Source organism: Nocardia sp. NPDC058519, assembly GCF_042719755.1.
GTDB lineage: Bacteria > Actinomycetota > Actinomycetes > Mycobacteriales > Mycobacteriaceae > Nocardia.
This window is the reverse complement of record NZ_JBHXNK010000004.1, coordinates 103,413-116,198: the sequence shown is the minus strand read 5'-3', so window position 1 is coordinate 116,198 and position 12,786 is coordinate 103,413. Positions and strand designations below refer to the sequence as shown.

The following is a 12,786-nucleotide window of genomic DNA, read 5'->3' as shown; positions in this document are numbered from 1 at the left end:
TTGCCCAATTTGGACAAATGTTCAGTTTACGTGGAGTAACTCAGCTTCCCCGGCGCGGATCGTCGACCAGCTCCGCCAAGTCACCGACGACGATGTCGGCGCCGGCCGCGCGCAACGCCGACGGTCCGCTCCCCCGGTCGACCCCGATCACCCAGAACCCACCCCGGTGCCCCGCTTCGACCCCGGACACCGCGTCCTCGATCACCACCGTCCGTGCCGGATCCACCCCCAGAACCCGTGCGGCCGTGAGGAACATGTCGGGTGCCGGTTTGCCCGCGAGGCGCTCGTCCTGAGCGAGCACACCGTCGACAACCACCGCGAACCTGTCCAACAGACCCGCGGTCCCGAGCACCAGTACCGCATTACGCGAGCTCGACACCACGGCCATCGGGATACCGGCGGCCGCGAGCTCGTCCACCAGACGCAACGACCCTTCGAACACCTCGACACCGTCGCCGCGGATGATCTCGGTGAAGCAGATGTTCTTGCGGTTGCCCAGGCCGTACACGGTCTGCGCGTCGGGCGGGTCCTCCGACTCCCCGTCGGGCACTCGCACGCCGCGGGAGACGAGCACCGACCGCACACCCGCCGCACGCGGCTTACCGTCGACCAGTTCGAAGTAGTCGGCGTCGGTATACGGGGCCGCCTCGGGCGCGACCCTCGGCAGGAACTCGGTGAACAGCGCCGACCACGCCCGCCGGTGCACCGCCGCGGTGTCGGTGAGCACGCCGTCGAGATCGAACAGCACCGCCTGCGCATCGAACACGCGTGTCATGGCGCCTCGACCTCGACCACATCACCGGGTTCGAGCGTCACCGGCCGCTCCCACACGGTGATCTCCACCGCGGGCCCCTCGCCGACCAGCTCGAATCGCGCGTCCCGATGTCCGAGATCGGCCCGCACCGTGCGCCCCCGCCAGTGCACCGAGAACCGCAACCGTTGCCAGGACGGCGGCAGCGCGGGCGAGAAACGCAACCCGTCGGCGGCGGCCCGCAAGCCCCCGAAACCGTGCGTCGCGACCTGCCATGTTCCCGCCGCCGACGCGATGTGAATTCCCTCTTCGGTATTGCCCTGGTTGTCGTCGAGATCGACGAACGCCGACCGCCCGAAATACCGTTCCGCCATGCGGGAATCGCCCACCTGCAAACCCACGATCGCGTAGATCGACGGGCTCAGCGAGGACTTGTGCATGGTGCGCCGCTCATAGAACTCGTAGTTCAGCAGCCGGGTGGACAGCGAATAGTCGTCGGGCAGCATATGCAGCAGCATCACCACGTCGGGCTGTTTGAGCAGCGAGGTCTCCTCGCAATTGAACGGAGTGCAGCCGACCGGGTATCGCGGCATATCGTGGTCGTCCCATTCGACGATGGGCACGTCCGTGCGATCGAAATAGCCGTCGAATTGTTCGATGACACCGCAGTCGGGATCGGTCGGTGCCCGCAGCCGGTCCGCGGTGGCCAGCCACTGCGCCGGTTCGCCCGGGTCGAGCCCGATCGAGGCCATGAGCTCGTGCAGTTGCTCGCGACGTTCCCGCGACATGCGTTCGTACACCGCCGCCGCCTGCTGCAGATGCCAGTGCACCAGCTTGTTGGTGAACGCGTTGTTGTCGACGTGGGAGTGAAATTCGTCCGGTCCCATCACCGTCCGGAGAACGAGCGAATCCCCCTCTGCGACGCACCGTTGCACCCAGAAGCGGGCGGTCTCGAACAGGATCTCGGCGCCTTCACCGAACAGGTAGTCGTCGTCGCCGGTGACGGTGGCGTAGCGCATGATCGCGTAGGCAACGTCGGCGGTGATGTGGAGTTCTTCTTCGCGCGTGTAGAAGCGGTCTTTGCCGTCCGGGGTGTACTGCGGGCATTCCTCCCGCCCGGTATCGGCCGATTCCCACGCGAAGCGAGCGCCCCCGGTTCCGTTGGCGGCGGCCACCTCCCGCGCACCGGGCAGGGTGTGGTGGCGGTAGCCCAGCAGTGCGCGGGCTGCGCGCGGCTGGGTGAACAGGAAGAACGGCAGCAACATCACCTCGGTGTCCCAGAAGACATGGCCCCGATACCCTTCGCCGGACAGCGATTTCGCGCCGATACTCACGGTCGGGTCGTCGGGGTCGGCGGCGATGATCAGGTGATAGATCGCGAACCGCAACGCCTGGGTCACCCGATCGTTGCCGACCACTTCGCAATCGGCGTCGGCCCACGCCCGATCCCACGCCGCCCGGCTCGCCGCCGCGGCGGTATCGAAGGAGCCTGCCCGCGCGACGGTGTCGACGGCCCGCTCCCTTGGCGGGTTCACCGATCGGTAGTCGCGGCTGGTGGCGATCCCGACCAGTTTGTCCACCCGCACGGATTCGCCTGCGCCGGTGTCGAATTGCCACTCCATCTCGATGGCGTCGTGCCGGGAGCGCTGCTGACCCCGCCCGCCGACGGCCGCGCAGGTGAAGGCGTAGGCGAGATCGACCCCGCTGTCGATGGTGCGGCTCTCGATCACACCGACCGCACCGTCGAATCCCGCACCGACCGAAACCAGGTGCGTGGACTTGGCCCACTTGTCCCACTTGCGTTCATAGCCGAACGCGGTCTGTTCGCGGTAGGTCGGCAATCGTTCGCGATTGCGCCGGTTCGCATCGATACCGGTCCGCAGCGTCACCGCCCCCGCCCGATCCAGGCAGCTCACCTCGATCCGCAAACCGCACAGGTCACGATCGGCGATGCTGGCGAAACGCTGGGTCCGCAGCCGGACCCGTGCGCCGTCGGGCAGCGCGAACACGGTGTCGCGGTGCAGGACTCCGCTGCGCAGGTCCAGTTCACGACGGTGCTCGACGACCTGCGCCGACTCGGTGTCCAGGCGCATACCGTCGACGAAGACCTCGCTGTCGAGCCAATCCGGCGCGTTCACCAGGTCGATGACCGGCGAGTCGTACGCGTCGTAGACACCGGCGATGAACGTGCCCGTCAACGCGCCCGTGTGCCGCTCCTCGAGCGACCCGCGGGTACCGAGGCGCCCGTTGCCGACAGTGAAGATCGCCTCGAAGTAGTTGGCGCGCTGCGGGTTCCAGCCGTCCTCGACCACCGACCAGGTCGCGGAGCCGTTCGTCGGGGTGGGTGTGTTCACTGCGCCACCGCCTCGGCGCCGCATCCCGCACGCACGTGCCGGTTCGTCTCCGCCGGCGACCGGTACACCGCAAGGTACATCGCGCAGCCTTCCTCGTCGCGGGTGTGATCAGGCGCTGGCGGTGGGGCGTTCGAAGCCGGCGGCCTCGTCCATGTCCTCGAGGGACATCCCCTTGGTCTCTGGCACGAACTTGGCGACGAAACCCAGCGACAGCAGGGCGAACACCGCGTACATCCCGTAGGCGAACCCGAGCGAGAAGGTCTTCAGGCTGGGGAACGAGACGGTGATCGCCCAGTTCGCCGCCCACTGTCCCGCCGCGGCGAGCGACAGCGCCGCACCACGGATCCGGTTCGGGAACATCTCACCGAGCAGCACCCACACGACCGGGCCCCAGCTCATGCCGAAGAAGACCACGAACAGGTTGGCCGCGACCAGCGCGATCGGTCCGAGCGCACCGGTCAGATGCGGCTCCATGACCCCCTCGGCGTCGGGTACCTGGTCGGCGGCGCCGAAGCAGATCGCCATCGTGGCCAGCGTGACGGTCATGCCGATCGAGCCGGTCAGCAGCAGCGGTTTGCGCCCGACCTTGTCGATGAGCATGATCGCGACGATGGTGGTGGCGATATTGACCACCGAGGTGAACACACTGATCTGGAACGACTGGGATTCCTCGAAGCCGACGGCCTCCCACAGCACGTTCGAGTAGTAGAAGATCACGTTGATGCCCACCGCCTGCTGGAACACCGACAGCATCAGCCCCACCCACACGACCGGGTAGAGCCCGCCTCCAGAGCGGCGCAGGTCCTTCCACGACGGTTTGGTATCGCTGCGCAGACTCTCCTCGATGCGGCCGATGGTGATCTCGAGGTTCTTCGCACCGAACAGCATCGACAGCACGCGCCGCGCCTCGCCGATCTTGTGCGTGGCCACCAGGTAGCGCGGCGACTCGGGAATCGTGGAGGCCAGCACGCCGTAGACCACGGCGGGCACCACCATGGACAGGAACATCCAGCGCCACGCGTCCAGGCCGAACCACAGCGTCTCACTCGCACCACCCGCTAGGTGAGCGAGCACGTAGTCCACCAGCAGCGCCAGGAAGATACCGAGCACGATGGCGAGCTGCTGCAATGATCCGAGCCTGCCGCGGATGCGCGCGGGCGAGGTCTCGGCGATATAGGCCGGGGCGATGACCGAGGCCACGCCGACACCGACACCGCCGATCACCCGGCCGACGACCAGAACCCAGACATCGGGGGCGAACGCGGTGACCACGGCGCTGACGAAGAACAGGACCGCGGCGATCTTCATCACCTTGAGCCTGCCGATGCGATCGGCGATCCGGCCCGCTGTCATCGCACCCGCGGCCGCACCGAGCAGAGCCGAGGCCACGGCGAAGCCGAGAACGGCGTCGGCGACATCGAATTCGGATTGGATCGCCGAGACCGCGCCGTTGATCACGGCGCTGTCGAAGCCGAACAACAATCCGCCGAGCGCCGCGACGGACGCGATCCGGATCACGCGGCTGCCCGAGGATCCCTCGCCGTCGGGGAGAGCGGACCGGTCGGTGAAGGAGCCTCCATCGTGCATCGGCTTCGTCCTCTCCACGGCGGGCAGCATTGCCTCGCGAGTAGCGGCGTGAATCAGCTCACAGTGTCCCCCGAATGAGGTGGCATCTGCAGGAATTCACGATACCGAGCCCAGATCGCCGTGTTGCCGTTCAGGAAATGAACACCGAGTGGTCCGCATCGGCGATCGCCCGCGCGATCGCGCCGAGCAGATGGGTCTGCGTGCCGAGCATCGCGGGGCGGATACGCAACGCGGCCGCCGCCGAGGGCACCCCACAGCGATCGACCACCCGCTGGATCGAGGGGATCAGGATCTGGGCGGCCTCGGCGAGTTCGCCACCGAGGACCAGCAGTTCGGGATTGAGGACGCTGCACACCCCGGCGACGGCGGTGCCGACCTGCCTGCCGACATCGTCGAGGACGCGCACGAACGCGCGATCACCGGCGATCGCCCGGCGCACGACCTCCTCGATCGAGAGATCCCCTTGGATGGGGGCCAGCAACGAAACCACATGACGCGCCGACACCACCGTTTCCAGACACCCGCGATTGCCGCACCGGCACACCGCACCGAATTCGTCGACCGTGGTGTGCCCGACCTCGCCGGCGGTGCCGCCGAACCCGCAGTGCAGGCGCCCGCCCACGATCAGCCCGGCGCCGATGCCTTCGGACAGCTTCAGATAGACCATGTCGGTCGTCCCCGACCCGGCCCCCCACTGATGTTCGGCGAGCGCACCGAGATTCGCGTCGTTGTCGACGACGACACGCACCGGCAACGCCAAAGCCGTTGCGACCAGCGTGCTCGCATCGACACCCACCCAACCGGGCAGGATCGACGGTGAACCGACGTGACCCGTCGTGCGGTCGATCGGCGCGGGCAGTCCCAGCGCGGCACCGACCACACCGGCCCGCTCGATGCCCGCTTCGTCGAGCGCGGTGTCCACCAGTCGGCGGGCATGGTCCATGGCGTGGTCCGCCGACAGGCCGACAGGCAACGCGGTGTGTGTCCGTGCCACCACGTGATGGGTCAGATCACTGATGCCGACGGTGAGATGGCGGTACCCGAGATCCACGCCGACAACGAACCCCGATCCCCCGGTCAGCCGCACGGAATTGCGTTTGCCACTGCGCTTTTCGATGCGCAGACTGCCCACGCCCGCGAGATCACGCACGATGTTGGAGATCGTCGCAGGGGCGAGGCCGGTCGCCCTGGACAGGTCGGCCTGGGTGGCCTGCCCCTGTCTGCGCAACTCATCGACCACACGCGCCCGGTTCTGATCCCGCAGCGCCGTCGGTGAACCGGGGCGTCGACTGTTGCGCCCGGTCATGGAGCCGCCGTACGGATTGCTGAGTCGAACATCCTCCGATTGTGCACCTTGCCCATTCGTGGTGCGGCCGGGTTGGCGTGGGCGACATCGCCCGGCCGGGCACCGCGCGTTCATCTGGGCGACACGCGCATCATTTAGCGTCCGAGGGATGACCGATGTCGAGATTCGCCCGATCCCCCGTGATGTCAGCGAGATCGCCGATCTCGCGACCGTCGTGAACCTGGCCGACACCACCGGATTCACCGTCGACGACAGCGACGACGACGATCCGATCCTGCTCACCGAACCCGGCGGCCTGGTCGTCGACACCTGGCGCGAGGGCTACCCCTACGACGAGCGTCTCTCACGCCTGCAGTACGACCTCGACAAGCGATTACTACAGATCGAACTGCTGAAATTGCAGAACTGGGTGAAGGCGACCGGTCGCCGCGTCGTCATCGTGTTCGAGGGTCGCGACGCCGCGGGCAAGGGCGGCACCATCAAACGGTTCATGGAGCACCTCAATCCGCGCGGGGCCCGGGTGGTGGCACTGGAAAAGCCGTCCGTGCGCGAATCCACCCAGTGGTATTTCCAGCGCTACGTCGAGCACCTGCCCGCCGCGGGCGAGATCGTGCTGTTCGACCGCTCCTGGTACAACCGCGCGGGTGTCGAACGGGTGATGGATTTCTGCACGCCCGAACAGCATCGACGCTTCCTGTCGCAGGTGCCGCTGTTCGAACGGATGCTCGTCGACGACGGCATCGACCTGGTCAAGTTCTGGTTCTCGGTCTCGCCACTCGAGCAGCGCACTCGCTTCGCCATCCGCCAGGTCGACCCGGTGCGGCACTGGAAGCTCTCGCCGATGGACCTGGCCTCGCTCGACAAGTGGGACTCCTACACCGAGGCCAAGGAAGAGAACTTCGAGCACACCGACACCGACCACGCGCCGTGGATCGTGGTCAAGAGCAACGACAAGAAGCGCGCCAGGCTCAACGCGATGCGGCACGTGCTGAACGGGTTCGATTACGACAACAAGGATCTCGAGATCGTCGGCACCGCCGACCCACTGATCGTGGGCCGCGGGCGCGACGTCATCGGTTCGTGAAAAGTCTAGCGGCTCAAGGCGACCCGGTGGGCTTCGAGCATCAGCACGGTGAGCTCGTCGAACTCTTTCTCGTCGAGCACGTCGAAGCAGGGTGCGATCAGTTCGTCGGTCAGTTTCTCCGCCGCCTCCCAGCGCCCTCGCACATCGTCGGTGACCGTCTCGAACGGTTCGGTCCAGCCGAGAAATTTCGCGTGGCCTGGTCCGTCCAAGATCGGTGAGCCCGCGACCAGGATCGCCTGCAGCGGGGTGAGCCCGTTGGCCATCACCGCGACCAGGTGCAGTCCGCCGCGTAGTTCACGCAGCACATGCGTCAGCTGCAGGACCGCGGCCCGCCCGTCCTCCGGCACCGGCATCGCCCGCCACCCGGCGAACAACGGCAACCCGGTCGCGGGTGCGGCCTCGACCACGCGCCGCAGCAACTCGGCGAGCCGGTCGGACTGTTCGAACGCGGCGAGCTTGCGCTGCCCGAAGTCGCGACATGCGCCCATGTAGTCCACCGCGGCGTCGGCGGCGGGCATCGGCACCGATTCCCACGCGGCACGGACGCATCCGGGCTCGAAGAAACCGAACGCCGCGGTCACGACGTCGGCGTCGACATCACCGAGCACCCCGCCACGTCCCCGTGTGTACGCGCCGTGGAACCCAGCTACCCCGGTCGTCTCCCCGAATGCCCTGGCCTCGCGCGAGATCATGAACGCCCCGCCGAGTTCGAGCACCTGCCGTTTGACCGTTGCCGACGTCATTCGTCTGTCACCTTCCGCTGTAGTCCACTCCAGGCAGACTTTAGCGTCCAATAGCCAGATCGAACAGTCCTATGCCGAGATAACGACCGAAATCCCATCGACCGCGGCGTTCGACCAGCCCTACGCTGGGTCTCATGACCAAGCAACTCGTCGCGATCCTGTCCGGCGCCGGTGTCTCCACCGACAGCGGAATCCCGGACTACCGTGGCCCGGCGGGCCTGTGGCAGCGCGACCCCGACGCCCAGAAATTGGTCACCTACGACTACTACATGACCGATCCCGACATCCGCCGCCGATCCTGGCTCATGCGCGGCGAACACCCCGCCTGGCGCGCACAGCCCAACCCCGCGCACGAGGCCGTCACCACGCTGGCCGCGACCGGAACGGCGGTGCGCGTGATCACCCAGAACGTCGACGGGCTGCACCAGCTCGCCGGCCTGCCCGACCGCAAAGTCCTCGAACTGCACGGCAACGCCCGCACCGTGCTGTGCACTTCCTGCGATGACCGCACCACCACCGAGCAGGCCCTCGACCGCATCGCCGCGGGCGAACCCGACCCCGCCTGCCTGCGCTGCGGCGGCATCCTCAAAACCGCGACGGTCATGTTCGGCCAAGCACTCGACCCCGAGGTGCTCGGGCACGCCATGGCGATCGCGCAGGCCTGCACCGTTTTCATCGCCGTCGGCACCAGCCTGCAGGTCCAGCCCGCCGCATCGCTGGCAGGTGTCGCCGCCGAACACGGCGCGCGCCTGATCATCATCAACGCCGAACCCACCCCCTACGACGCCCTCGCCGACGAGGTCATCCGCGAACCCATCGGCACCGCCCTGCCCGCCCTGCTGGCAACGCTGGCCACGACGAGCGCCGAGCACCGCTAGGGACTTCGTACCCGCCCGCACCCAGTAGGCTCGGGGCATGACCGTCGACACCGGCCTGGACAGCCGGAAGGCCTGGCTCACAGTCGAATTCGTCGCCCTCTTCTTCGGCCTGACCGGGCTGTACGCACTGTTCCTGCGCGGCGTCGGCCCGCTGCCTTTCCTACTGGGGATCACCGTCGGCATCGTGATCTACCTGCGCCGCACCGGCTTCGACCGCCGCTCCTTCTGGCGAGCCGACGCGCTGCGGCCCGCCCTGCCCGGCATCCTCACGCTGTGGGCGGTCTCGGCCGTCGCCCTCACCGCCGCGGTAGCCGTCCTGCGCCCCGGCTTCCTGTTCGATCTGCCCCGCGAACGTCCCCTGATCTGGGTGCTGATTCTCCTGTTCTACCCACTGGTCAGCGTCTATCCGCAGGAACTACTGTTCCGCGCCTTCCTCTTCCACCGCTACACCCCGATCTTCGGCGACGGTCCCCGCATGATCGCCGCCAGCGCCACCGCGTTCGGTTTCGCCCACTTCATCGTCGGCAACTGGATCTCGGTGCTGCTGAGCGCCGCGGCGGGTGTTCTCTTCGCCATCCGGTACCGGCGAACACGCTCGCTGCTGACCACCTCGGTAGAACACGCCCTGTACGGCATCCTGGTGTTCACTGTCGGCCTCGGCGACTTCTTCTATCACGGCGCCGCGGCCTCGTAACGGGCTCCGGCGACCCAGCCGCCCAAGGCAGTTGGCCCGGGCCCCTGATGGTGAACCATCGGTGCGGCAACCTCGTATCACTGGGCAGGCCGAGCGCGCGGCCGCCGGGGCGATGACGGAGATCGGATGCGAGTGCTGTTCGTGGCCATGCCGTTGATCGGGCATCTTTTCCCGATGATGCCGTTGGCGCAGCAGTTACGCGAGCGTGGGCATCACGTCATGGTGGCCACCGGTGGGGACGCCGCCACGGCGGTGCGGGCGCACTTGCCGGTGGCCGATGTCGCCCCGCCGATCGACTACCTGCGGGCCGCGATGCGCGGGCTGGGCAGGCATCCGATGCTGGCGTTGCGGTCGGGCAAAGGGATGGCGGATGCGCGCGGCGGTGCCCACGTTTTCGCTGTCACCAATCGGCCGATGATCGAGCCGCTGTTCCTCGCCGCCACCGAGTTCCGGCCGGAGGTGATCGTGCACGAGCCGTTCGCCTCGGCGGCGGCGATCGCCGCCGACCGACTCGGTGTCCCCACGGTCCTGCACAACATCGCCCTCGACAACGGCACCGTCATCCGCCGTGAACTGCTGCGACTACTCACCGGCACCGCCCTGCCCGCACCGGTGACCACCCTGTCCATCGCCCCGCCAAGCATCGTCGGTATCGACGGCCGCCCGATGCGCTACACCCCGTACTCGCCTCCCGGCGCGGACACACCACAATTTCTGCGGGAACCATCGACTCGCCGACGCATCCTCGTCACCCGCTCGACCATGCTCGGCGACGGTCCGGACCCCATGCTGCGTGCGATCGTGCGGGCGGCCCACTCTGTCGATGCCGAAATCGTCATCGTCCGACCCGATCGAAAGACGATGCGCACCAACACACTTCCCGCGAATATCCGTACGACCGGCTGGATCGCCCTGCACGAAGCCCTGCCCCACTGCACGGCCGTGGTCAACCACGCGGGTGCCGGTTCGGTCTACGCCGCCCTGCACGCGGGCGTCCCCCAAATCGCCACTCCCGCCCCGGGGGACCGCGCCTGGAACGCCCTCGCGGTGCAGCGACGCGGAGCCGGACTGTCGGTGCCCGCCCGCTCGATCACCGCCACGCACCTCAACGCCCTGATCGACAATCCAGACCTGGCGTCCAACGCCCGCGCGGTCGCCACCGAAATCGCCGCGATGCCCAGTGTCACCGAAATCGCCGACGACCTAACACAATTCGCCGCGCCCACCCACTGACTTACGGCGCCTGCACCAGCGTCAGCTTCGACTTCTTTCGTACGGTGAACCCCAATGTCTCGTACAAACTGATCGCCGACGTGTTGTGCGCGACCGCATGCAGAAACGGCGTCTCTCCCCGCGCCCGAATCCCCGCCCCGACCGCCCGAATCAACCGCGACGCGATCCCACGCCCCCGGAACTCGGCGTCGGTGCACACCGCACTGATCTCGGTCCACCCCGGCGGATGCAGCCGCTCCCCCGCCATCGCCACCAACCGACCCTCGACCCGCAACCCCAGATAGGTGCCCATCTCGATGGTGCGCGGCGCGTACGGCCCCGGTTCGGTACGGGCGATCAGCGCCAGAATCTCGGGAACATCAGCGGCAGTGAGTATCTCTAGTTCGGGATCGACGGCAACCCGCAACCCCGCACCATCCATCTGGACCGTGTCGAACTCGGCCACGACCGCCCATCCCGACGGCAGAACATGCCCTGTCCCACGTATCCCCGCACTGCCACCCGCCCCGAGCACGCTCCCCAGATCAACCCAATCCTGCCCATCCAACACCGCCGGATGCCCGACGAACCGCGCCACCTCCGGCTCATAACGCCCGATCCGCCCCGTCCACCGCGCGAACCGACTGTGCTCCCCCCGCAACGAACCCCGCACCGGATCATCCAGCGGATGCACCGCGATATCGACGTCGACCGTCAACACACCCTCCTATCCACCGAACCCAACCGCCGGAACGCTAACCGAACACGTGACCACCGGTCACCGGTTGCACTCACCACGATTCCGACGCCTCGGCCTCGAGCACATCCCGCAACCGCCCCATCGCCGTCCGCCGCCACCCCCGCTCCAACGCGTTGCGCGCCATCTTCTGCCTCTTGTTCCCGATATCGAATCCCGTCTGCGTCAACAACAACCGAGTCCCCCGCCCCTGCGCCTGAATCGTCCAATCCAGCACCCACCGCGCCGGCCGCTCCGCCCGAAGATCGACCCAACTGAACGTCAACTGCTCCTCGTCCCGCACCACCAACACCTCACACGCGATCTCCGCCGAAGGCTCCGACGGCACCACAAGAATGAAATGCGACCCCACAGTGGCCGAGAACCCGATCGACCGCATCAACCACAACTCGAGCAACCCCGGCTCCGTCAACGCCCGCCACACCACCCCCGGCGGCTGCGCGAAGAAACTCCCGATTTCGATAGCCGCAGGATCCAACTCGGAATCCGACGTCATCCACCCACCCCTTTGCGCGACTCGGCCTGATGCCATTGTGCATTCGATCACTCGGTCTGACGAAACGGCTCAGTTCCTCCATCAGCCCAGATCGCTCGACCTAGCGTCTGATCATGACCGAACCATCGCCAACCTCATCGCCACGGAATCCGCACTACACCCTCCCCAACGATTGGGATTTCGCGAAGGAACGCCTTGCACTGCTGGGCGCGGCCTTCGACCCTGAGAGCATCGCGCTTGCTCAACGACTGGGCGTGGGTGCGGGATGGCGGTGTCTGGACGCTGGAGCCGGCGGCGGGTCATTCGCTCGATGGCTATGCAGCGTCACATTGCCAGGTGGTCGAGTGCTCGCGGTTGACGCTGACGCACGACACCTGACGGACCTGCCCGACCGTGGCGGCGAAGTCGCCCAGATCGAACTCGTCGCCGACGAACTGCCCGAAGGCGCATTCGATTTCGTCCACACACGGTTCGTGCTGCTGCACATTGCCCAAAGAGACATCGTTTTGGAGCGACTGGTCGGGGCGTTGGCACCAGGCGGCGTTCTCGTTCTCGAGGAAGGCGATGGGCTCGGCGTCCTCGATGAAATGCCAGGTGCGTTCGGAGACGTCTGGCGGACCTTTGCACGTTCGACCGAGAACGCTGGAGCGAACCAAGCCTGGGCCCGGAGCTTGCCCAGACACCTAGAGTCGCTGGGGCTCGTCGACGTCCGAGCAGAGGCGGGGATCCCGATGTTTCGCGGCGGTTCGCCGATGGCGCGCATGTGGAACCTCACCTGGATACAGGTCCACGAAACGTTGGTAGCGCAAGGGGTCTCACACAAGGTCATTGCCGCCGCGCAGGCCGAGTTGGAGGACGAGCATCGATGGTTCTACGCCCCGCCCACGGTCCGCGCGTGGGGCCGAGCCCCCCTGTGAAGGGAGC

General features: G+C 67.2%; 12 protein-coding genes. 5 read left to right on the top strand and 7 right to left on the bottom strand.

Annotated features, from left to right (window positions below; translation table 11 throughout):
* Positions 1-40: 40 nt before the first annotated feature.
* The 4 genes from ACFWPK_RS06685 to ACFWPK_RS06670 form a co-directional block, all read right to left on the bottom strand.
* Entirely contained in the window at positions 41-775 is a 735-nt protein-coding gene (locus ACFWPK_RS06685) for an HAD family hydrolase (protein WP_378913583.1), read from the bottom strand.
* Positions 772-3,105 carry a glycoside hydrolase family 65 protein gene (locus ACFWPK_RS06680; protein ID WP_378913582.1) on the bottom strand — a complete coding sequence of 778 codons (2,334 nt, stop codon included), beginning with the start codon at positions 3,103-3,105 and terminating at the stop codon, positions 772-774. The genes ACFWPK_RS06685 and ACFWPK_RS06680 overlap by 4 nt, the downstream gene beginning before the upstream one ends.
* Positions 3,106-3,213: 108 nt before the next feature.
* Positions 3,214-4,692: a sugar porter family MFS transporter gene (locus ACFWPK_RS06675; RefSeq protein WP_378913581.1), complete on the bottom strand. Its 1,479-nt coding sequence runs from the start codon at positions 4,690-4,692 to the stop codon at positions 3,214-3,216.
* Positions 4,693-4,822: 130 nt separating this feature from the next.
* On the bottom strand, positions 4,823-5,998 hold the full coding sequence (locus ACFWPK_RS06670; RefSeq protein ID WP_378913580.1) for an ROK family protein: 1,176 nt from the start codon (positions 5,996-5,998) through the stop codon (positions 4,823-4,825).
* A 148-nt stretch (positions 5,999-6,146) separates the two neighbouring features.
* On the opposite strand from ACFWPK_RS06670, the gene ppk2 reads away from it, so the two are divergent.
* Positions 6,147-7,082 carry a polyphosphate kinase 2 gene (gene ppk2 / locus ACFWPK_RS06665; RefSeq protein WP_378913579.1) on the top strand — a complete coding sequence of 312 codons (936 nt, stop codon included), beginning with the start codon at positions 6,147-6,149 and terminating at the stop codon, positions 7,080-7,082.
* A 5-nt stretch (positions 7,083-7,087) separates the two neighbouring features.
* On the opposite strand, the gene ACFWPK_RS06660 is transcribed toward ppk2, so the two are convergent.
* Positions 7,088-7,825, bottom strand: a complete 738-nt coding sequence (locus ACFWPK_RS06660) for a hypothetical protein (protein ID WP_378913578.1) — start codon at positions 7,823-7,825, stop codon at positions 7,088-7,090.
* Positions 7,826-7,959: 134 nt separating this feature from the next.
* Between ACFWPK_RS06660 and ACFWPK_RS06655 the strand changes: the two genes are divergently transcribed.
* The 3 genes from ACFWPK_RS06655 (at position 7,960) to ACFWPK_RS06645 (ending at position 10,630) form a co-directional block, all read left to right on the top strand.
* On the top strand, positions 7,960-8,703 hold the full coding sequence (locus tag ACFWPK_RS06655; RefSeq protein WP_378913577.1) for an NAD-dependent deacetylase: 744 nt from the start codon (positions 7,960-7,962) through the stop codon (positions 8,701-8,703).
* A gap of 37 nt (positions 8,704-8,740) precedes the next feature.
* The gene (locus ACFWPK_RS06650; RefSeq protein ID WP_378913576.1) at positions 8,741-9,397 is read left to right on the top strand and encodes a CPBP family intramembrane glutamic endopeptidase; all 657 of its coding nucleotides are present in this window, start codon (positions 8,741-8,743) and stop codon (positions 9,395-9,397) included.
* A gap of 126 nt (positions 9,398-9,523) precedes the next feature.
* Positions 9,524-10,630, top strand: coding sequence for a glycosyltransferase (locus ACFWPK_RS06645; protein ID WP_378913575.1), 1,107 nt, complete (start codon positions 9,524-9,526; stop codon positions 10,628-10,630).
* 1 nt (position 10,631) lies between these two features.
* Here ACFWPK_RS06645 and ACFWPK_RS06640 read toward each other — a convergent pair whose 3' ends face one another.
* Both ACFWPK_RS06640 and ACFWPK_RS06635 read right to left on the bottom strand, forming a co-directional pair.
* Positions 10,632-11,330, bottom strand: a complete 699-nt coding sequence (locus tag ACFWPK_RS06640; RefSeq protein ID WP_378913574.1) for a GNAT family N-acetyltransferase — start codon at positions 11,328-11,330, stop codon at positions 10,632-10,634.
* A 70-nt stretch (positions 11,331-11,400) separates the two neighbouring features.
* Positions 11,401-11,862, bottom strand: a complete 462-nt coding sequence (locus ACFWPK_RS06635; RefSeq protein WP_378913573.1) for an SRPBCC domain-containing protein — start codon at positions 11,860-11,862, stop codon at positions 11,401-11,403.
* A 113-nt stretch (positions 11,863-11,975) separates the two neighbouring features.
* Between ACFWPK_RS06635 and ACFWPK_RS06630 the strand changes: the two genes are divergently transcribed.
* Positions 11,976-12,779 (top strand): class I SAM-dependent methyltransferase, encoded by an 804-nt coding sequence (locus ACFWPK_RS06630; protein WP_378913572.1) that lies wholly within the window; start codon positions 11,976-11,978, stop codon positions 12,777-12,779.
* Positions 12,780-12,786: the final 7 nt, after the last annotated feature.

What these genes read in the sequence shown, in the direction of transcription:
- ACFWPK_RS06685 (WP_378913583.1), bottom strand. Translation starts at nt 775, where the DNA reads ATGACACGCGTGTTCGATGCGCAGGCGGTGCTGTTCGATCTCGACGGC.
- ACFWPK_RS06670 (WP_378913580.1), bottom strand. Translation starts at nt 5,998, where the DNA reads ATGACCGGGCGCAACAGTCGACGCCCCGGTTCACCGACGGCGCTGCGG.
- ppk2 (WP_378913579.1), top strand. Translation starts at nt 6,147, where the DNA reads ATGACCGATGTCGAGATTCGCCCGATCCCCCGTGATGTCAGCGAGATC.
- ACFWPK_RS06675 (WP_378913581.1), bottom strand. Translation starts at nt 4,692, where the DNA reads ATGCACGATGGAGGCTCCTTCACCGACCGGTCCGCTCTCCCCGACGGC.
- ACFWPK_RS06655 (WP_378913577.1), top strand. Translation starts at nt 7,960, where the DNA reads ATGACCAAGCAACTCGTCGCGATCCTGTCCGGCGCCGGTGTCTCCACC.
- ACFWPK_RS06650 (WP_378913576.1), top strand. Translation starts at nt 8,741, where the DNA reads ATGACCGTCGACACCGGCCTGGACAGCCGGAAGGCCTGGCTCACAGTC.
- ACFWPK_RS06645 (WP_378913575.1), top strand. Translation starts at nt 9,524, where the DNA reads ATGCGAGTGCTGTTCGTGGCCATGCCGTTGATCGGGCATCTTTTCCCG.
- ACFWPK_RS06630 (WP_378913572.1), top strand. Translation starts at nt 11,976, where the DNA reads ATGACCGAACCATCGCCAACCTCATCGCCACGGAATCCGCACTACACC.
- ACFWPK_RS06660 (WP_378913578.1), bottom strand. Translation starts at nt 7,825, where the DNA reads ATGACGTCGGCAACGGTCAAACGGCAGGTGCTCGAACTCGGCGGGGCG.
- ACFWPK_RS06635 (WP_378913573.1), bottom strand. Translation starts at nt 11,862, where the DNA reads ATGACGTCGGATTCCGAGTTGGATCCTGCGGCTATCGAAATCGGGAGT.